The organism is Thiocapsa roseopersicina (assembly GCF_900106925.1).
Taxonomy (GTDB): Bacteria; Pseudomonadota; Gammaproteobacteria; order Chromatiales; family Chromatiaceae; genus Thiocapsa; species Thiocapsa roseopersicina.
In genome coordinates, this window is the sequence record NZ_FNNZ01000014.1 from 1 (window position 1) to 18,750 (window position 18,750).

20 protein-coding genes are annotated in these 18,750 nt (G+C 64.1%); 3 read left to right on the forward strand and 17 right to left on the reverse strand.

Going from position 1 to position 18,750, the window contains the following annotated elements:
* Positions 1-39: 39 nt before the first annotated feature.
* From BLV04_RS14780 to BLV04_RS14815, 7 genes are all read right to left on the reverse strand, one after another.
* Entirely contained in the window at positions 40-717 is a 678-nt protein-coding gene (locus BLV04_RS14780) for a phospholipase D-like domain-containing protein (protein ID WP_093033653.1), read from the reverse strand.
* Positions 718-1,097: 380 nt separating this feature from the next.
* Positions 1,098-2,333, reverse strand: a complete 1,236-nt coding sequence (locus tag BLV04_RS14790; RefSeq protein WP_245731902.1) for a DUF2092 domain-containing protein — start codon at positions 2,331-2,333, stop codon at positions 1,098-1,100.
* A gap of 257 nt (positions 2,334-2,590) precedes the next feature.
* Complete coding sequence (locus BLV04_RS14795) at positions 2,591-3,157, reverse strand: hypothetical protein (RefSeq protein WP_093033663.1); 567 nt, start codon at positions 3,155-3,157, stop codon at positions 2,591-2,593.
* An 836-nt stretch (positions 3,158-3,993) separates the two neighbouring features.
* The gene (locus BLV04_RS14800; protein ID WP_093033666.1) at positions 3,994-5,088 is read right to left on the reverse strand and encodes an AI-2E family transporter; all 1,095 of its coding nucleotides are present in this window, start codon (positions 5,086-5,088) and stop codon (positions 3,994-3,996) included.
* A 174-nt stretch (positions 5,089-5,262) separates the two neighbouring features.
* On the reverse strand, positions 5,263-5,814 hold the full coding sequence (locus BLV04_RS14805; protein WP_093033669.1) for an OmpA family protein: 552 nt from the start codon (positions 5,812-5,814) through the stop codon (positions 5,263-5,265).
* 665 nt (positions 5,815-6,479) lie between these two features.
* A complete protein-coding gene (locus tag BLV04_RS14810) occupies positions 6,480-7,055 on the reverse strand; it encodes a TlpA family protein disulfide reductase (protein WP_093033672.1) in 576 nt (191 codons plus the stop codon).
* A complete protein-coding gene (locus BLV04_RS14815) occupies positions 7,036-7,650 on the reverse strand; it encodes a hypothetical protein (protein WP_093033675.1) in 615 nt (204 codons plus the stop codon). Before BLV04_RS14815 ends, BLV04_RS14810 begins: the two co-directional genes overlap by 20 nt.
* Before the next feature lie 227 nt (positions 7,651-7,877).
* Here BLV04_RS14815 and BLV04_RS14820 point away from each other — a divergent pair, with 227 nt between their 5' ends.
* Positions 7,878-8,603 (forward strand): ArsR/SmtB family transcription factor, encoded by a 726-nt coding sequence (locus tag BLV04_RS14820; protein ID WP_093033678.1) that lies wholly within the window; start codon positions 7,878-7,880, stop codon positions 8,601-8,603.
* Between the two features lie 545 nt (positions 8,604-9,148).
* Here BLV04_RS14820 and BLV04_RS14830 read toward each other — a convergent pair.
* The 3 genes from BLV04_RS14830 to BLV04_RS14840 all read right to left on the reverse strand — a co-directional run bounded on the left by BLV04_RS14830 (position 9,149) and on the right by BLV04_RS14840 (position 11,542).
* A complete protein-coding gene (locus BLV04_RS14830; RefSeq protein WP_175534644.1) occupies positions 9,149-9,826 on the reverse strand; it encodes a DUF2779 domain-containing protein in 678 nt (225 codons plus the stop codon).
* Between the two features lie 200 nt (positions 9,827-10,026).
* Positions 10,027-10,407 carry a DUF2784 domain-containing protein gene (locus tag BLV04_RS14835; protein ID WP_093033684.1) on the reverse strand — a complete coding sequence of 127 codons (381 nt, stop codon included), beginning with the start codon at positions 10,405-10,407 and terminating at the stop codon, positions 10,027-10,029.
* A gap of 52 nt (positions 10,408-10,459) precedes the next feature.
* Positions 10,460-11,542, reverse strand: a complete 1,083-nt coding sequence (locus BLV04_RS14840) for an adenylate/guanylate cyclase domain-containing protein (protein ID WP_093033687.1) — start codon at positions 11,540-11,542, stop codon at positions 10,460-10,462.
* Between the two features lie 201 nt (positions 11,543-11,743).
* On the opposite strand from BLV04_RS14840, the gene BLV04_RS14845 reads away from it, so the two are divergent.
* Both BLV04_RS14845 and BLV04_RS14850 read left to right on the forward strand, forming a co-directional pair.
* On the forward strand, positions 11,744-12,172 hold the full coding sequence (locus BLV04_RS14845; RefSeq protein ID WP_093033690.1) for a hypothetical protein: 429 nt from the start codon (positions 11,744-11,746) through the stop codon (positions 12,170-12,172).
* A 379-nt stretch (positions 12,173-12,551) separates the two neighbouring features.
* Positions 12,552-13,094 carry a YbaN family protein gene (locus tag BLV04_RS14850; protein WP_245731903.1) on the forward strand — a complete coding sequence of 181 codons (543 nt, stop codon included), beginning with the start codon at positions 12,552-12,554 and terminating at the stop codon, positions 13,092-13,094.
* A gap of 103 nt (positions 13,095-13,197) precedes the next feature.
* On the opposite strand, the gene BLV04_RS14855 is transcribed toward BLV04_RS14850, so the two are convergent.
* From BLV04_RS14855 to rsxC, 7 genes are all read right to left on the reverse strand, one after another.
* Entirely contained in the window at positions 13,198-14,058 is an 861-nt protein-coding gene (locus tag BLV04_RS14855) for a ferredoxin reductase domain-containing protein (protein WP_093033693.1), read from the reverse strand.
* Between the two features lie 111 nt (positions 14,059-14,169).
* The gene (locus BLV04_RS14860) at positions 14,170-14,361 is read right to left on the reverse strand and encodes a hypothetical protein (RefSeq protein ID WP_093033696.1); all 192 of its coding nucleotides are present in this window, start codon (positions 14,359-14,361) and stop codon (positions 14,170-14,172) included.
* Positions 14,354-14,944: an electron transport complex protein RnfA gene (locus BLV04_RS14865; protein ID WP_093033699.1), complete on the reverse strand. Its 591-nt coding sequence runs from the start codon at positions 14,942-14,944 to the stop codon at positions 14,354-14,356. The genes BLV04_RS14860 and BLV04_RS14865 overlap by 8 nt, the downstream gene beginning before the upstream one ends.
* Positions 14,934-15,635 (reverse strand): electron transport complex subunit RsxE, encoded by a 702-nt coding sequence (rsxE, locus tag BLV04_RS14870; RefSeq protein ID WP_093033702.1) that lies wholly within the window; start codon positions 15,633-15,635, stop codon positions 14,934-14,936. The genes BLV04_RS14865 and rsxE overlap by 11 nt, the downstream gene beginning before the upstream one ends.
* A 15-nt stretch (positions 15,636-15,650) precedes the next feature.
* Positions 15,651-16,349 (reverse strand): RnfABCDGE type electron transport complex subunit G, encoded by a 699-nt coding sequence (locus BLV04_RS14875; protein WP_093033705.1) that lies wholly within the window; start codon positions 16,347-16,349, stop codon positions 15,651-15,653.
* A complete protein-coding gene (locus BLV04_RS14880) occupies positions 16,346-17,401 on the reverse strand; it encodes an RnfABCDGE type electron transport complex subunit D (RefSeq protein ID WP_093033708.1) in 1,056 nt (351 codons plus the stop codon). The genes BLV04_RS14875 and BLV04_RS14880 overlap by 4 nt, the downstream gene beginning before the upstream one ends.
* Positions 17,394-18,740 (reverse strand): electron transport complex subunit RsxC, encoded by a 1,347-nt coding sequence (gene rsxC, locus BLV04_RS14885; protein WP_093033711.1) that lies wholly within the window; start codon positions 18,738-18,740, stop codon positions 17,394-17,396. The genes BLV04_RS14880 and rsxC overlap by 8 nt, the downstream gene beginning before the upstream one ends.
* Positions 18,741-18,750: the final 10 nt, after the last annotated feature.

Below are 18,750 nucleotides of genomic sequence, written 5' to 3' on the forward strand. Positions count from 1 at the left end.
TGTTGTTCAAGCACCCCGAGGGAGGCCCACCGCTCTCCCTCATACAAGTTGACGATTTAAGAGGAAAAACCCATCAGGGAAGGTGGCCGTACTCACGTTGCGCCCGCCGACGATGGCCAGGGCGTTGTCCATCACCAGGGTCTTGTTGTGCATGCGGTGATTGAGCCGCCTGAAGTTCGTGAGGAACTCCAACCCCCGCGCACCACGCTGGGCAAAGGGGTTGACCATGCGGATCTCGATGTTCGGGTGGGCATCCAATGCGGCGAGGACCGGATCCCGGCCCTTGAAGCTGATGTCGTCGAGCAGCACGCGCACACGCACCCCGCGGTCGGCGGCATGCACCAGACGCTCGGCCAGCAGCCGGCCGGTGGCGTCGGGCTCCCATATGAAGTACTGCATGTCGAGCGTCTTCTCGGCAAGCTCCGCGAACGCGGCGCGCGCGGTAAAGGCAATTTTCCCGCTGCGGATGATCGCGAAGCCGGACTCGCCGGGGTGGCGCGCGGCGGCCTTGTCAACGTAGCGACCGAGCGCGGTGCCGGCGTGGTCCTGGAAGGCTTTGGACGCGGTGCGGGGGTAGTCCTTCGGCACGCCGGCACAGCCGGCGAAGAGGATGCCCGTCAGGCCCAGACAGAGAGCAACCGCACGCAGGCGCTTACCTGGACCGGTGCAATGGTGAGGAGCATCGTTGTAACGGTGCGGCGTGTGCGTTGCGCGCATGGCTCGGGCTCCGGGTGCTGGGGTGGCAGCCGATCGTATGCGTGCGGCGGCGGCCTCGGATCGGGAAGCAGCAGACCGTGGCCGAGGCGACCTCGGAAGCGAGCCCGTGCGAGGTCGACCTCGCACGGGCTCACGCGCCACACGCGGCTCGCCAGTGGTTCGGAACCGCGGCAATCGACGACGCCGAAAAGGCTAGTTGCGCCGGGCCGTGCGTCGTGAAACCCCGGCTACGCTGACCGGCGTGAGCGGCCGCCCGACCACAGCTTCGGCCGTCGGGATGAGACTGTGCATCCCGGGAATCGCAAGCCGATCTCCCACTTCGGATCCAGCAATCAGAACGATGCTGGCCGCCAGAACGATGCTAAACCGCTTCGATCGGGTCATTGTGCACCTCCTGTCATGAAATTCGTCGGAAGGTCGGCTGAGTCCTGAAGATTCGTCAGGTCGACCTTCGCGGCGTTGGTCGGGTTGGTGAAGACGAAATCGGTCGGCGCGACCTCGGCTCCGGTCTTCCAGTTGCGAATCTGGATACTGTACTGAGGCTGGCCGGTCATGCCCTTGGTGGTAATGATATAGCGGCAGGGATAGGGATGATCCCCTTGCGCGATCCAGATCTGCCAGTCGACCTCGTTGCTCCGAAACGCCAGAGAATCGCACTCGACACCGCCGACCACGCCGCTTCCCAGATCCTTGGCGTCGACCACGTTCTCCATCACCTCGTCGTAAACGTTCGACAAGAGGATGTCTGCCCCGGGGAGAGGCCGATCGTATTTCACCCTCAGCTCGTCGATCAGGTGATCGACCGTGCCGGGCACGGCGACCTGAGCGTAGAGGTTCTTGTTCTTGCCGAGCACGGTCAGCGTTTCACCGTCAAAGAGCATCTCCACATCGGCAAAGCCCCCGGCGCGCCTCGCATGAACCTTGTCCGGCCGGTTCAGTGCGATCGTTCCCGAGCTCGCCAGGGCGAGCTTCTGGTCCTCCTTGGTGATGACCTCGAGGATGGCGTCGTAGTCGAATGAAATCGCCTGCTGAGCTGCCAGATAATCGGACATGGCCTTGACCAGCCGCTTGGCATTGGCCGCATCCGCGCCGAGCCTGACGAGCTCGACCCGGCGGTTGAGTGCCTGGCCCTCGGCCGTGTCGTTACTGGCGACCGGCTGACTCTCGCCGGCACCGGCCGTGTCGAGTCGGGTCGCGTCGATTCCCCGTCCGACCAACGCCGCCTTGATGGCGTTGGCGCGCTCGAGCGAGAGCGTCTCGTTATAGACCGCATCGCCCGTCGCATCGGTATGGCCGACGATCCTCAGGCTCCAATCCGGGAACTGGTTGAGCGTGGTTTCAATATCGTCGAGCAGCGACAGCGTGTCGGGCTGGATGGTCGCCTTGTCGACATCGAAGTGGATGCCATAGAGGTCATAGCGCTGCTTCGTCTGAAGCGCCTGCTCCATGGCCTCCCGTCCATACTGGGCCGCAAGATCCTCGGCGGTCTCCGCCAACGCAGGACGCGGTGCTATGAAGACCAGGGCAAGGGCAAGTGCGCCGCAAACGGCCCAAACCCCACTCCCGACTAGCCGCTTGATGGACGCGAAACACATTGAGTGACTGATTGACTGCATGGTGCACCTCCGTCTGTTGGAAGAGCGGGCAATGGAAAGACCAAGCGGTTCACACCCTGCATGCGCACCCACGCCCCCGGGGTGTCGAGCACGCGGCCGTCGGCTTGGGCCCCGGGTGCCGGGGTTGCCGCCGCGCGGATACGCGCGGCGGCGGCCGGCCTCGGATCGGGACGCGGCAAGCCGTGGCCGAGGCAACCTTGGCTCGCACACCGGGGCCGCCGGGATCGGGCACCGGCGCGCGGTCCCTTCAACCCGCGTCAGCGCGGCTCCAGCGAGACGGCAAGCGCGTCGGTGAAGGTCACGAGCACCGTGTCACCTTGCTTGAGCTCGTCGAGGAGGTGCCGCAGCGAAGGATCCTTCACCGAGACCTCCCGGACGCGCCCCTCGGGGTCACGGAAGTGGATCGTCTTCTTGTACGGATCGACGTCGAGAATCTCGACGATCGAGCGCATCTGGCGAGCGGCTGTTCCCGGCGTGGCCCCTTCCTCGACCGAGACGCTGCGTTGGCGTTCAGGCGCCGACTCGTCCCCCTCGTGGGCCACGACATCGATCGCCACGCTCCGATAATACTTGACGTTGATTGCATCTCCGGGCTTGACCTGGTCGAGATTCGCGACGCGATCGCCGGCCCGCACGACGATCAGGTTGCCCTCCGGACCCTTGAGGGTAACGTAGCGGCTGGACTGGTCGACCGCCTCGACGGTCGCCGTCGTCTCGATCAGCTCCGCCCCGGCCATGCCCGGCGGGGGTTCTTCGATGTCCGCCCACACGGGCAAGGCTACGGCCAGAACGACGGCTGCAATGAGTGGCTTCAGGGTGTTCATCTCGTCTCTCTCCTTGGTTATCGAAGTGTCTGGGGTGACCAGACGGGTTGCGACGCAACAACAGGGACCGGCCAATCAGCCTGTCCCTTGAAGCCGGTCGGCCTCCAACAACATCAAGGCCCATGAATACGGATGGCCAGTGTGGGGGTCGCCGAGCATAGGCGGTCTGCGCGACCCACCGTGACCTGGAGCGGGCAGGCCACTTGCCACCGACTTGCCGGACAGTCCTTTGCTCAGTCCGGGCGAGAGGGCCGCGCGGGAAAGGGGGTGCGACACCGCACCGTTAGATGTCGACGGCTTGGTCGGCGGCGCACCCCGACGTCTCTGCTGCTTCCAGTCCCGTTTGTCCTTAGGGGGTACGCATCTTGGTCTCGGCAGTCCTGACGGGTGTCGCGGTGGCCCTGCCGGTCATCCCGCAGCAGATCCATCCTTACGGGTTTCTCCTGGAGTCAGCGGGGCCTCCAGGTCTGTGCGGGCGCGGATCAGGGCATTGCCAAGCCTCGACGCCCCGGCGCTCGGGACAACCAATGGCGTAGACGAAGAGGCAATGCTTCGACAAATCCTTAGTCAAAAGGTAGTACATTCCCGCGCTTTTTCCATCAGTACAAATACGGCCGGCATCGCCCCCGCGGGTTGGCGGGCGCTTAATTGGGATCAGGACGTCACTTGACGTCGAGCTTCTTGAAACGCGATCGTCGATGCCCCGCGGCGCTGGATGATCGTTTCTACCGGCCCGGATCCGGCAATCGAGGCTGGCCATCAGGCTTTGCTGCCTGCTGCATGGGTGGGGTCACCACGCGGGTCGAGCGATTGTCCAACCGGGCGTAACCCGTGCGTCATCCCCCTGCATCCACCTTCCCGCTGTCGGCCACTGGCCCCTCCGGCCGCTCATACACCCAGGCGAGAAGCAGCTTGTAGCCGAGCACTAGGACCACCGCGCCCACGAAGAGTCCAATGATGCCGGAGGTGATGAAGCCGCCAATGGCGCCCATGAAGATCACCGCCATGGGCACCTCCACGCCGCGGCCGAGCAGGATGGGCTTCAGCACGTTGTCCAGGCTGCCCACGACGAGGCTCCAGACAAGGAAGAGCACCGCCGGCACCGGGTCGGCCGTCGCGAAGACGTAGATCAGGATCGGCAGGGTGATGGGAAAGATGCCGATCTGCACCGTGCTGAGCAGCAGACACAGCAGCGCCCAGAGCCCGGCAGCGGGGATCCCCATCACCATGAAACCGATCCCCGCCAGGATGGCCTGGATCAAAGCCACCCCCAGGATGCCCTTGGTGACGCTGCGCACGGTGGCCTCCGAGAGCTTGGCGAACTCCTCGCCCTTCTCGCCGGCCAGTCGCACGGCGACCGCCCGAGCGAATTCCACCGAAGCGTCCGAATGGGCCAGCAGCGCGCCGGCGATGATGATGGCGATGATGAACTGCAGGACGCCGAATCCGGCCCCGGCGGCCGTGGACAGCAGCCAGCCTCCCGCCGCCTTGAGCTGGGGCGCGAGCTTGACCGCCGTCCCGGCCAGATTCTGAGACGCCTGGACCCAGAAGGCGCTGAGGCGCTCACCGATCAGAGGCCAGCCCTGCACCGACTCGGGCGGCGGCGGCACCGCGAGGGTGCCTTCCTGCAGGCCCTTGGCGAGACCCTGGGCCCCGTCCAACAGGGTGCCGCTCAGCATCACCGCCGGGACAAGCAGCACCAGGAGATCGAGCACCGCCAGCAGGGTGGCCGCGGTTGTAGCGCGTCCGCCGAGCCAGACACGCAGCTTGAGATAGCCGGGGTACTGCGCCACCGCGATGATGATCCCCCAGACGATGGGGATGACGAATGGCTGGACGATGCTGAAGCACCAGGCCGCCAGCAGCAACAGGATGCCGATACGGACGGTGGCCTCGAGCGCATTGGCCACAAACTCTCTTTGCCGGGGCACGTGGATCTCCTCCTCGAGGACGTTGGGGCCAGTGCGGCCAGGCAATGCCGCGTTCTTTAGCGGGTGGGAATCCCGTCCGGGGTGGACGACGATCTCGACACCCAAAAACCGACGAGGCCGAGACGATCCGCAGATCGCCCGGCCCCGAACCTTGGTGCGAGCTGGCCCGACCGATTACTTGGGGGTCACGCCATCGACGGTGACTTCTACCCGTCGGTTCGGCTGATAACACTCGATGAGCGCCTCTCTGCTCGTGGAGCCGGCGCATTCCGCCTCGCTGACCTTCAGGTTGGTCTTGCCGAAGCCTTGAGTCCGAATCCGGTCGTTCGGGACGCCATCGGAGACGAGTTGATTCGCGACCGAGTTGGCACGCCGCTCCGACAGATCCTGGTTAAAGGAAGCCGAGCCGATCGGGTCAGTATGACCGTCGACCTGAACGCCGGTGTAATTGACCGTGTCCAGTTCCCGCGCCAGGGTGTTGACATTGCTGACGCCGGTCGGGGACAGGGTATCCTTGTTGAATCCGAACAGCGCATCGGCCGACAGCTCGTACTTACGGGTTACCGGCTTGGCGACCCCCCGGGTACCGATCGCGATGGAGACGCCCGCGGTTACGATCCAGTCGCCGAAGTCGGACTCGTTCCTGATGATCGGCCCAGGTGTACGCGGCGAATGGGGCGATGTACCAACGGTCATCAAAGCTTGGAAGGACCTGGTCCGTTCCATACTCCATTCCCTGGGCGGTGACGACGATCGGGCTTGCGACCAGCACGGCAGAGAGCGCGGCGAGTGAGAAGGTCTTCATGCAAGATCTCCCCCTGGAAAGATACCGAAAGTACAAGGATGCTCGGCCGGCCCCATTCTCCGATGAATTGATCGATCGCGCGTTTTCGCCACGCCACACCAACCTGCAAGTGCAAAAATAGCACATGTCTCGTGTTTGCAAAGAGCACCGTAGGAATTCGCGAGCCCTGAACGGCTCCCGACCTGGAACGACGCGAAGGATCAACGGCCTAATCCGACGAACGGTAGCTTCTTGATGTCAAAAGCCCAAAAAAATCCGCCTCATCAACAGCGGGCAACCGGTCCGCAGTGTTGCGAATAGCCTACGCTTTGGCAATCGGCTTACCGACAGCGAAGCCATAACCGACGCCATCGTCCGTTCCCCTGTCCTGATCGGCCCAGGTGTACTCTGCTTCGATCCCGGGTTTAACCTCAACCAATTGGAAGCCGTCCGCTTCCGTGGCACGCATTAAGATGCGCGCTGCCGGGTCTATAATCGGGCCAGCACCAGCCGCCGCAACGATCCGCAGGAGGTTGTGATGTCCGCAGCGTCGGACGAGCGACGGTATCTCGTCGGGCGCCGAACCGAGGGTTAGCGCGGGACGCCGTCAAGGCTTCGGGAGATAGGGCACTAACTGCTCCACGGCCGCTGCATCGTCGAACTCGGTCCCGCCGACGGCACGGAGGATCACCCTGCCTTCCGGGTCGATCACGAAGCTGGTGGGAAGGCCCTTCACACCCCAGTCCTGCGCGGCGCGTGAATCGGTGTCGAGCAGGAGCGGAAAGGTCGGCGCCGGATCCAGCTGACCGGTGAAGGCGAAGACGGTGTCCATGTCCTCGCCGACGGCCACCGCGAGGACCGTCAGACCGCGCTCCTTGAACTGCTGATACAACCGCTCCATGGACGGCATCTCGCGACGGCACGGCGGGCACCAGGTGGCCCAGAAGTTCACCAGAACCAAGCGGCCTTTGAGGTCGGCAAGGTCGTGCTCGACCCCGTCGATATCCTCCAGGCGCAACGGCGGCGCCGGTGCGGGATCCTCGATCAACGTGAGTCGGTGGCTCAGGGGCGGCAGATCGGCGGCGCCGCCGGTGCCGACGGCTCCGACGGTGCCGAAGCAGAGGAAAAGGGCCGGCAAAACCGACAGGCCTGCGCGGATCCGGTCAATCGGTGCAACGAACATCGTCGAGTCTCCCCTCGTAAGTCTGGTCCGCGATCGTCCAACGAGCAATCAGATCGAAGCGACTGCCGGGCGGCAGCCCCATGGCCAACATGCCTTGATTCCACTCCCCGGGCGCATAGGACTGCTCCGAGGGAAACTGGGCCCAGCGGAAGGCGAGACGCGCCGAATCGGGCACGCCACGCGCAGCCCATTGCGCCAGCCAGTCGTCCAACGGCGGAAGGGGCCGGACCTCTTCGTCGTGGTGAATCGACCATTCGGACAGGCGAAAGTCGAGCTCGCCCGGCGCCGTGTCGTTGCGCAGCACGGTCATGTAGACGCAGGCATCCGCGAAGACATCCGCATCGGCCAGGTCGAAACCGCGGGCGACATAGAAGGCGCGGACCTGGTCGGGCAGGAGTTGGGTGAGCGAGAGGCCTACGCCGTGGGCTTGGGTTTCGTAGGTGGCTGCGCCTGTTTCGGGATCGCTACGGACGGGCTCCGCGCTGATCGGGGAACCGCCGAGGACAGCAACGACGGCGGCGGCCGCAGCGGCGCAACGGAAGGACAGGCGGCAGGAATGCGTGCCGTTCGGACCGGTTTGGGGGGTGAATCGCACAGGCTAACGCTCTCCGTATTCGGGCCGATCGGCCCGGTGTGGCTGCGGCGCAACCCGGCGTCGAGTCCGCCGGCGGGACGGTCTGCGGCGGACCGAAAGAAGCAGGCGCCGCATCATCGCGGAGTCGTCCGTCGCACTCGTCGGCCGTCCGGGAAGTATACTGACCGCTCGTCGAACCTCGAACAACCCCGCCGTCGAGCCTTCATCTGCATCGGAGCACGTTGGACATGCCCACAGCCCGTATCCCTCATCGGGCCGCCAAGCCACCTGTCGAGCCGATTCCCGAGCCGATCGCCGAGAAGGCCCCCAAGCAGGCCCTGCTCGAGCATCTGGCGCTCATCGCCCGCGGTCTCGCCAGCGCCGCACGCCTGGAGCTGCTGGATTTCCTGGCGCAGGGCGAACGCAACGTCGAGGATCTGGCGCGGGCCGCAGGTCTCTCGATCGCGAACACCTCCAAGCATCTGCAGCAGCTCAAGGGCGCGGGTCTCGTGACCCCGCGACGCGACGGCAAACACATCTACTACGCGCTGGCGGACGAGCGGGTGCTGGATGCGGTCGCCACGCTGCGTCTGCTCGCCGAGACCCATCAAGAGGCTGTCGCCGAGCTGATCGCGAGCTACCTCAAGCAGCGCGATGCACTGGAGCCGATCCCGGCGGACGAGCTGCTGGCCCGCGTCCGCGACGGGCTGGTGACGGTCGTCGACGTCCGCCCCCCGCAGGAGTATGCCCAAGGGCATCTGGTAGGTGCACTGAACGTCCCGCTCGATCAGCTGGAGAGCCGACTCGGCGAGTTGCCGCAAGACCGCGAGGTGGTCGCCTACTGCCGGGGGCCCTGGTGCGTCCTGTCCTTTGAAGCCGTGGCGCGCCTGCGCGAAGCCGGGTTTCAGGCAAGACGACTGCAGGACGGCCTGCCCGAGTGGCGACGGGCCGGATTGCCGGTCGACGGAGCCTGAGAGCCCATTGGCGTCATTGCCGCCGGAAAGAACGCATCCAATTACGCGGTCGTCATCTGCATGACGATTCGAAACGGAGCCTCTCGACGGTATGACTTCCGAACCCTACCCCATTCACGGCGCCGGTCTCGGCCTGCGGCGTTCTTTTTTGGCCGCCTTGGCCGAGATGCCTGGCTGAGGAGGTCGTGCTCTGGTGTGGCGTCTTCGACACCGCGCTCTATGTCGAGCGCGGCGAGCAACGCTTCGGCCCTTACTCCCCGGTCGGTGGTCCGATTCCTCGACCCGGACGGTCGGCTGCGTTCGGGGCCGACAGAGACGGCGCGGCGTTGCTCACCCGACCCGTCATAACTCGTTCGCGCGCGGCGACGGGTCAACCGCTGCGAAGCCCTCGTGGAACGCAACACTGCCTCGCGGCATCGTCCCGTCGAAGGACACTGCGAAGACGACCTCCGGCGGGACGCATCCGAGAACGAGCTGCGGGCAGTTCTCGAACCCGAACCTCCTGTCATAATCCGGACGCGTCGCCCTGCCCGCTCCGTGCGGGATCAATTGAGCATCGGACCCGACTTGATCGGCTCCGAACCGCCGCCCGCATGTTCAGCGAAGGCTTGCACCAGGTCCGAGAGCTCCAGATCACCGTACCGAACCAGTGCACGGGCGAGCTGGCGCCGACGAATGCGCTGCGTGCGCGCATCGATGAGCTCAAGATAAGCAGCCGCGGCTGCACGATCGTCGCGGAGCATGGGCGAAGGGTCGGCTGCATCATCGGGCCAGAGGACCAATGCTGCCGTGCGGATTCCCAAGACAACCCGACGTGCAGCGGGATCCCTTCGTCCCTTCGCGAGTCGATCGATCTCCACCAATCGGGTCAGAGCATCGGCGAATGCTCCTGTCGGATCGGCAATGCGTCGTTGCAAACCATGCAGGAGCGCTGTCTCGCGGGCGGAGGGCACCAGAATCGAACCCTTGCGCTCGATGACGGCGAGCAGTGCATCGACCAGCTCGGGTCGCGGATCGAGTCCGCGGGTGTCCAGAAATCCGAACTGATCGACCAAGCCGCTCTCGGTCTCGACATGGCACGACCACTGGTACGGTATGGGTTCGAAGTGGCGTGACCCGGCCATGGCCGGTGGCGGGACTTCCAGAATGCCGAACCGCAGGTAGTGGCGCGGGAAGGCGATGTCACGCGGGCGGGCAGGTTTGGGGGGCTGGCGAGCAGTCATGATCCTTGGGCTCCGGTCCGTTGTTCGGGGGTGGCGCGCCCGCCTCGATCCGAGGCGTTTTCGCTCGGCAGGCGTGCGCGATGAACCTAGAGTGAACCCATGACGCGACAGGTCTTGTCGCATCTCCGATAGGTAGGTGAGCCTGGGTGGCGAGTGGCAATCAGCTAGCTCAGGGCGTTCGCTTTGCTCACCCCGTAAACCTACAGACGTCGGCTGCTCCGGCGACCGCGCTTGTGCCAAAGGCATCCGTAGAGAAGCCCGTTGCCGATCATAAGCGCGAGGCCGAGCAGGATTTGGGTTCCGCGGGTCAGGCCGGGGGGGTAGATCAGAGGCATGATGTAATGGTCGATGAAACCGCCGCTGTAGCCGCCCTCTCCTGCTGCGAGTCGCCATTGGATCTCAAGCGGCGTTAGCGGACAGATAAAGCCGCCAAGCACGATAAGGATACCCCAGAGGAGACACGGCAGATGCAGGTACGCCACCGCTGGCCAGCGCAACGTCAAGAACCCGCCGAAGGCGACGAAGGCGATGAAGAAGGCGTGCAGCAGGACGAGGCTATCGGCGACGAGGCTCGGGTTCATGAGACCGCGGCTCGCTTGAGGGTCACGGGGCAGACGCCGACGGGCTGACCTTTCAACGCCGCCAGAGGAGCTGATCGACGTATCGCTTCACGAGACGGTGCCCGGGCGTATCGATCGTGGTGAACTCGAGGTTGGTGCGGTGGAATCCCTCGCTCGGCTGGGTTCGCAGGACCCGCGCATAGACCTCGGTCGCCGGATCGGCACCGAATTCGGGTACGAAGGTCAGGATCACCTCCGAATAGGGCGGCAGAATCAGAGGCAGATCGGCGTTCATCCCGTAATAGCTCAGATCGTTTGCCTTGCCCATGAAGCGCTGTGACAGGATGCACTTGGACTCGACCCGACGGAAGGCGATCGGAAAGTCAACCAGAACGCGCGGCGAGCGACGGATCTCGACCTGCGGAACCACCAGTCGCTCCGGCCCTTTGACGGCGAGCAGCTCGTAGAGGGTGATCTCGCGCGCCTTGCCCTTCACGAAGAGCGAGTTGGCGCTGCCGATGTCGATGTAGTCGCGCGCGGACGCATAGCTGGCATCGCTGAGCAGCACCTGCCCCCGCAGGCTGTAGCCCTCCATGCGGGCCGTCAGATTGACCGTGTCGCCGATCACGGTGTACTCGTTGTAGACCCGCGAGCCGAAGCTGCCCGCCATCACGCTGCCGCTGTTGACGGCGATACCGGCATAGATGTTGGGCTCTCCGATCAGTTGGCTTTCGCGGTTGAGCTCGAGCATCGCCTGCTGCATCTCGACCGCACAGGAAAGCGCACTCTTGAGGTGATCGTCGCGACGGACCGGCGCGCCGAAGAGCGCCATCACGGCGTCGCCCATGAACTTGTCGACGACGCCCCCGTGACGGTGGACCAGCTCCACCATCCGCGCGAAGTACCGATTGAGCAGCCTGATGATGGTGTGAGGGGGTTGGGACTCGGTCAGCGCCGTGAAGCCGCGAATATCGGCAATCAAAATGGTCGCCTCGACCGCTTCGATCGGCTGAGATTCAAGCAAAAAGGCATCGAGCAGCGGGTTGAGCCGCTCGACCATCGCCTCTTGTTGTCGGTTCGGTGCCTCGGTGTCGTAGACCTGTTGCGCCAGACCGGAGATACCCGCAACCAACGACTGTCTGTCTCTGTGCTGCATTGGACGAGACTGCCTCTAGATCCCTGTTGACAAGCATGGCACAGGTTGGACGAAGGTGGAGCAGAAAAACCCTGCGGCCATCGAGAGTGATTGACGTTTTTCATGGGACAAATGGTGCGAGCGGAGCAAGCTGCTCCTTTTTCGGGGACGTCTCGCCGTGTCCTCGTCATGCCATGCACCGACCTCAGGAGACACCCCCGGATGGATCGTTTCACCCGTATCTACAGTATCGCAATCGGCGTCGTCGTCATCGGCGCCCTGGCCGTTTGGATTGCCTCGGCCTGGAAGCCGCAGGTTTGGGAGCTCGATCAAGTCCTCGAAGCAGATCCGCTGGTTTCGTCCTACCCCTATCGTTTCCGGGTGGTCTCGTTCGAAAACGGCGTCGCGACGATCTCGACACCGCGCTCCTTCGACGTACCGGCCTACCGTTTCCTCGCCATCATCCACCCGAATTTGACCAACAAGGCGGACAATGATCCGCAGGTGATCGCCGCACAACAGGAGCTGATCGATCACCAAAAGCGTGCCCAAGGTCTGATTCTGGCGCAAGCGCAGGTCGAATCCGTTGAATGGCAGCTCGATACCCAGTGGCTCGCGGCGCGCGGAATTTCCGTCTCGCCCACGCCTTGAGACTGCCGTCTATACCAAGCGCGCGTGGGTTCTTCGGTAAGCAGGGTGCGTCTCGCGCGTCGGGACGAGGCGTAGCGGCCCCTAAGGCGAGGAGGCGCAACGTCGGCCCGGCGTGCGCGGGGCATGCAATGCGGCGTAAAACCCACGGCACACGGGATGCCCTGCTTCCTCCCCGGCGTGTCCCGCTCCGGAGCCGATCGGCGGGACCGCTCTGTTGTCGCGGCGTCCGTCGATCGTCACTTCCCCTTCCGGCCGATGGGCGTACCGGGCGAGAGCCGCTATACTCTCGGCCTCGCAGTCAGTCGGGCCGTTGTGGGGTCCTTCTGGATGGAGCGGAGCCGCAGGGGAATCTATCCCGGATTCGGGTAGTCGAACCTCGATGTCCCTTCGGAAGTCGACCCTCAGCCTGGAGCATCCGATGCACGGCAATATCCCCGAACAAGACCCTCTTGTCGCAAACGTTGGCCTACGTCGGCGCCGGGTTTACAACCTGTTGGGCTGGCTATGCTTCGGATTGGGCTTTCTCGGGATGGTGTTGCCGCTGATGCCGACGACGGTATTCTGGATCTGTGCGACCTGGCTGTGGCTGCGCAGCTCGCCTAAACGGGTGCGCTTCTTGGTCGAGCACCCACGGTTCGGCGAGTCGATTCGTGGCTTTCTCGAGCGCGGCGAGATGTGCCGAACCGGCAAGACCGCGGCCATCGGCAGCATGGCGATCAGTTGGTCGGTCTGGTACGGACTCGCCACCCCCGGGCATGTGCTGGCGCTGTCGGTGGCAGCCATTCTGGGCCTGGTGGCACTGTGGATCGGAACACGGCCAGAAGGCCACAAGCCGCAGACCCAGGTGCGGGTCAGTTTGGATCTCGGCGGGTTCTCGCGCGCGCAAAGTCCCGCGAAATCGCCGGGGAATCCGCCGAGTTGAGCCGCGTCCAGCCCTGTCGGTGACGCGGCTTACTCGGCCTCTCTGCCCCTTCAATCAGCTCTTTTCAGTCCCTTCGGTCAATCCCCGCGATCAATCCCCGCAATCAATCATAGATCAGCTCGGACCAACGTCCCTCGTCGATCATCTTCTCCTTGACCGCCTTCCAGTCTTCGGACGACCCTACCCGGTCGGCCATAACCTTGTCGAAGACCGCTGCAATTTTGCCCAGTCCCGAGAGGAAGACATGCGTCGTGGGCTCGTTGATGAGGTGAAATGCCTCGTCGGCGTTGTCGGACAGGCCGCGCTCCAGCGCCTGCGAAGACGTCATCATCGGACGCGTGCCGAGCGCCCTGAATGCCTTGAAGGTCTTCTCGTCGTAATAGTTGGCGAGATCGCTGGTCTCGTCGTTGGTATACATGAGGTCCAGTCCGCTGCGGCCGCCGTAATACAGCCGGACCTGCCCCTTCCAGTCGCCGCGCCGCTCGTAGATCAACTGTGCGAAGGCCCGAAACGGGGCGATGCCGGTCCCGGTCCCGATCATGAGGAGGTTGGCGCGGTTGTCCAACGGCATCTTGAAAGGACTGAGATAGGGGCCGCTGATGGTCAGCGGGGCACCCGGCTTCGCATCGCACAAATAGTTCGAGGCAATACCCGGATAGCGTTCTCCGCTGACCTCGTCGATATAGAAGCAGCGACGGACCAGAAGATCGAGTGCAACACCGGAGTCGAGCGGGATGCTGCGCGCGTTGGCAATCGAGTAGCGCCGGACATGGTAGGGATTTCCGAACGGATGCGGTCCCGGCACCACCACGCCAATGCTTTGGCCTTCGACGAATTGAAACGCCGGGTCGACCACCTGCAGGGTGATATGGCGGACCTCTTCCGAGCTCTCGGGGGTGATTCGCCTGGAATCCTTGATGAATGCCTGAGTCGTCGGACCCAAATCGGCCGTGGCTTCACTCATGGTTTACGCGCTCCTTATACTCTTGCGGGCTCCACCGGAGCCGAGACGAAATGGATGTGATGACTCGCCGTCGAACGAGCGACGACGAATCTGAAAAAGAACTGCGCTTATTCAGGTGCCGCAGGAGGCTCCGTCCGAGCGCCGTTCGCAGCTTCCGCTGCCGCAGGAGCACCCGCCGTCGTTGCGGCGGAAGGGCCCGAGCTCAGGATGACGGACTGCGAAAGCCGCATAGAGGCGCTCCACCATGACCCAGGCCGCGAGCACCAGAAAGATGATCAGCGAGGCCAAGAGCACCTTAGCCATGCGAGCCTCCGAGTCCTGCGAAGCCCATGAAGGCGAGCGACAGAAGCCCAGCCAGCATGAGGCTCATGGCCGCGCCCTGGCTGACGCTCGGCACGCGGGCAAGCTCAAGCTTCTCGCGCAGACCGGCCATCAGCATCAAGGCCAGCATGAAGCCGCCGCCCGCGCCGAGTGCGTAGACCAGGCTCTGGACGAAGTCGTATTCCTTCGCGGTCTGAAAGAGCGCGAGCCCAAGAATCGCGCAGTTGGTCGTGATCAAGGGTAGGAAGATACCGAGCGACCGAAAGAGCGCGGGGCTGTAGCGCTTGACCAGCATCTCCACGAGCTGCACGGCCGAGGCGATGACGGCGATGTAGCAGATCAGCCGAAGGAACAGCAGGTCCAATTCGGTCAGCAGCCAATTGATGCCGTAAGCGCTGACCGAGCTCACGAGCATCACGAAAATGACCGCGAGACCCATGTTCCAGGCGGTCTCCTTCTTGGCGGAGACGCCGAGGAAGGGACAGATCCCGAGAAAAAGCGCCAGCACGAAGTTGTTGACGACGGCGGCATTCAGAAAGATTAGATAGAGCGACTCATCCTGCATTCGCGGCGACCCCGGATTGTTGCATGGCCTTGCGCTCCTTACGCAGACGCAGCCAGTTGAAGAGCAGCAGCCAGGTCCCGAGCACGAAGAAACCGCCCGGCGGCAGGACCATGATCACCCAGGGTTGAAAGCTCTCGCCGAAGAGCGGAACGCCGAAGAGACTCCCGTTGCCGAGGATCTCGCGCACGGTGCCGAGCGACAGCAGTGCCAAGGTGAAGCCGGCACCCATCCCGAGACTGTTGATCAGGGTGGTATGCAGGCGCTGCTTGGAGGCGTAGGCCTCGGCACGTCCGAGGATGACGCAATTGACCACGATGAGCTGGATGAAGGCACCGAGCGCCGCGTAGAGCTCGAGACTGATCGCCTGGATCCCGTAGTCGACGACGGTCACGAAGGTCGCAATGATGACGATATAGCTCGCAATCCGCACCTGCTTGGGGATCCAGTTGCGCAGCAAGGACACCAGCACGCCCGAGCCGACCAGCACGAAGGTGGTGGCCAAACCCATGCCGAGTGCGTTGATGGAGGTATTGGTCACCGCCAGCACCGGACACATGCCGAGCAACATCACGAAGACCGGGTTTTCCTTCCACAGGCCGCGAATGAAGGTGTCCGCGGTGAGCGTCTCCTGCGGATTCAGAGCGAGCGTGGGCGGGCGGACGCTCGCGCTCCGGTTGGGCGATTCAGCCATGCAAAAGCCTCCGGGTTACTTGGGTTGCGACAGGTTCGCCAGGTCGCGCTGGATGGCGGGAACAGCCCGCTCCGCGGCCTGATTGGCCGCCCTCCCCATCGCGCGCGAGGAGATGGTTGCCCCTGTGATGGCGTCGATCTGCCAAGGTTCGGTCTTGGTCCCGTGCTTCACGGTCACGATGGGGTTCGCAAGCGCCGTACCCTCGGCGTTGAGCCCGGCATCGAGCGCCTCGAAGTTCCTCAGGAATTCAGGGTCGAGGTCGAGCTTGTCGCCGAATCCGGGCGTCTCGTTCGATTTCAGCACCTTACTGCCGACGATGCATCGGCACTCGGGATCATAGGCAAACATCACCTGAACCGGACCTGCATAGCCCGCACCGACGCCGATGAAGGCCAAACCCTTGAGCCGGTTCTCGGCATCATAGGCCGCATAGACCGGGTCGCCGCTGACGCCCGCCCCCGCCGGCACCAGCTGCCCTTCGGCCGTGACGAGGAAATCGCGCTTGGCGACGGCCCCGGGCAGGACCCGAAAGACCGCCTTTTCGGTCAGGATGCGCTGCTTCTCGGCGATGATCGGCTGCGTGTACTGCTCGACGAGGACCACGAGCAGACCCGAGATCATGGCGATCCCGCCGAGTGTGCGGAGCATGGCCCAGGACGGTGTGGCTTCGGGCTGAAGCGGCGCCCGGGGTTGAACGTGCGCGTCGTTGCTCATCGGCTCACTCGTCCCCGGCCCTTTCCGACCGTTCCGTAGACCCGTGGCTGGGTCCAGCTCATGATCAAGGGTCCAAGCGCGTTGGCCAACAGGATCGCATACATGATCCCTTCGACCAGGCCACCGAACAGTCGGATGAAGACCGTCAAGGACCCGATGAAGAGCCCGTAGATGATGACGCCGCTGGTGGTGACCGGCGAGGCCACCATGTCACTCGCCATGAACCAGGCCCCGAGCATGAGTCCGCCCGAGAAGAGCACGAACCAGGGGCTCGGATAGAGGCTGGCGTCCATCAGCCAGAAGGGCAGCGCGGTCAAGGCCGCACCCGCCATCACCGCGACCGGGATGCGCCAGTCCAACATGCGTTTCGCGGCCAGCCAGAGACCGCAGATCAGGATGAGGAGTGCCGAGGTCTCCCCGGCCGAGCCGGCGATCATCCCGGTAAAGACATCGGTCACCGGCAGCTCGATGTGCTGGAACTTCTGCAGGGCCAACGGTGTGGCACCTGTCCAGGCATCAAGCTGAAGTCCGGCGATCCAATCCGTGACCGGAACCGGCTGCATAAAAGGCACCGTCAGGGTCGAGGGGATCAACTCGGCGAAACGACCCGGCGCGAAGGCCGGGGTCCAGGCCGTGATCGCCACCGGAAAGGCGGCCTGCACGAAGGCGCGCCCGACCAGCGCCGGATTCATGACGTTGTAGCCCAGTCCGCCGAACAGCGCCTTACCCAGCGCCACGCCGACGAAGGCGGCCACGGCAGCCATCCAGAGCGGAAAGCCCGGCGGCAGCGTCAGCCCGAGCAGGATGCCCGTGATGACCACGGACCAGTCCGAAACGGTGCTGCCCCGCTCGCTCATGCGCGAGAAAAACCATTCGGTCGCAATCGCTACGCCGGTGGTGGTGAGGAGCAGCAGCAGCGCGCTGAGCCCGAATTGAAAGACCGCGAAGGCACAGATCGGCAAGAGCGCAAAGACCACATTGCGCATGATGCGGTCGACGCTGATCGCCCGCTTCAGGTGCGGTGAGGTTCTGATTTCGATCGGCTTAGCCATTTTTGTCCCGATTGATGGATTTGGCGATCCGGAAATACTGCGTCAGCGGAATGTTCGACGGACACACGTAGGCACAGCAGCCACATTCGAAGCACTGGTTCAGGTTGAACTCGCTGGCCATCCGATCGTACTGACGCGCCAGCGCCAGCTCGCCGAGCATCGAGGGATTGAGCGAGATCGGACATGCCTTCAGGCATTCGCCGCACTTGATGCAGGGATAGACCTTACGCCGCGCCAGATCCGGATCCTCGCGCTCCAAGGCCACCACGCCGGACACCGCCTTGGTGACCGGAACGTCGAGCGAGGCGACGGCCATGCCCATCATGGGACCGCCGAGGATCACCTCGCCGACCCGGTCTGCCGCGAGCCCGACCTGTCCGAGCAGGAACCGCAAGGGGGTGCCGATCGGAACCATGAAGTTGCCCGGGTTAGCAACGGCCGGACCGCTCACGGTGACGACGCGCTCGATCAGGCCCCTGCCCTTGGGCAGAAGGTCGCCCATCTGGGCGAGTGTGCCGACGTTGTAGACCGCCACGCCGATATCCGCCGGCAGCCCGCCGACCGGAACCTCTTTGCGCAGGATGCTCTTGATGAGCATCTTCTCCGCGCCTTGCGGATACTTGGTCTCCACGGCCTCCGCGGTGATGGGCAGATCCTTCGGGATGACCGCCCGCAGATGAGCAACCGCATCGAGCTTGTTGTCCTCCACACCGATGATGGCCCGTTTGGCACCGGTCGCCTTGAGCGCGAGCTTGATGCCGCGGATCAGGGCGTCGCTCTGCTCGAGCATGATCCGATGGTCGCAGGTCAGGTATGGCTCGCACTCGCAGCCGTTGACGATAACCGTCTCGATGACCTTCCCCGCGGGGGGCTTCATCTTCACGTGGCTCGGGAAGGCCCCGCCACCCAGTCCGACCAGCCCGGCATCCTGCACGGCCGCGACGATCTCGTCGGGCGTCATGGCGTCGAGGTCGCGCTCCAGGTCGTAAAGGACCTCTTGGCTCGCGGCCTCGTAGACCTTGAGAAAGATCGCTTGAGTCTTGGGGCCGTCGGCGGTGGGTGTCAGTGCGATGGCCCTGATCACCCCGGTCGCCGGGGCATGCATGGGCACAGACAAGAAACCCTCGGCGCGAGCAATCGGCTCGCCGCGCACGACCTCCTGGCCGACCTTGACCAAAGGAACGGCCGGCACCCCTTTATGCTGGGCGAGCGGGATGACCAGCTCGGGCGCAAAGGGGAGCCGCCGAATCGGCTTGTCCGCTGTCAGATCCTTGTGCTCGACCGGGTAGATGCCGTGATCGAAGGTCGGATGACGCTTGAAGATGCTGAGAAGAGCCATGCGTGACTGC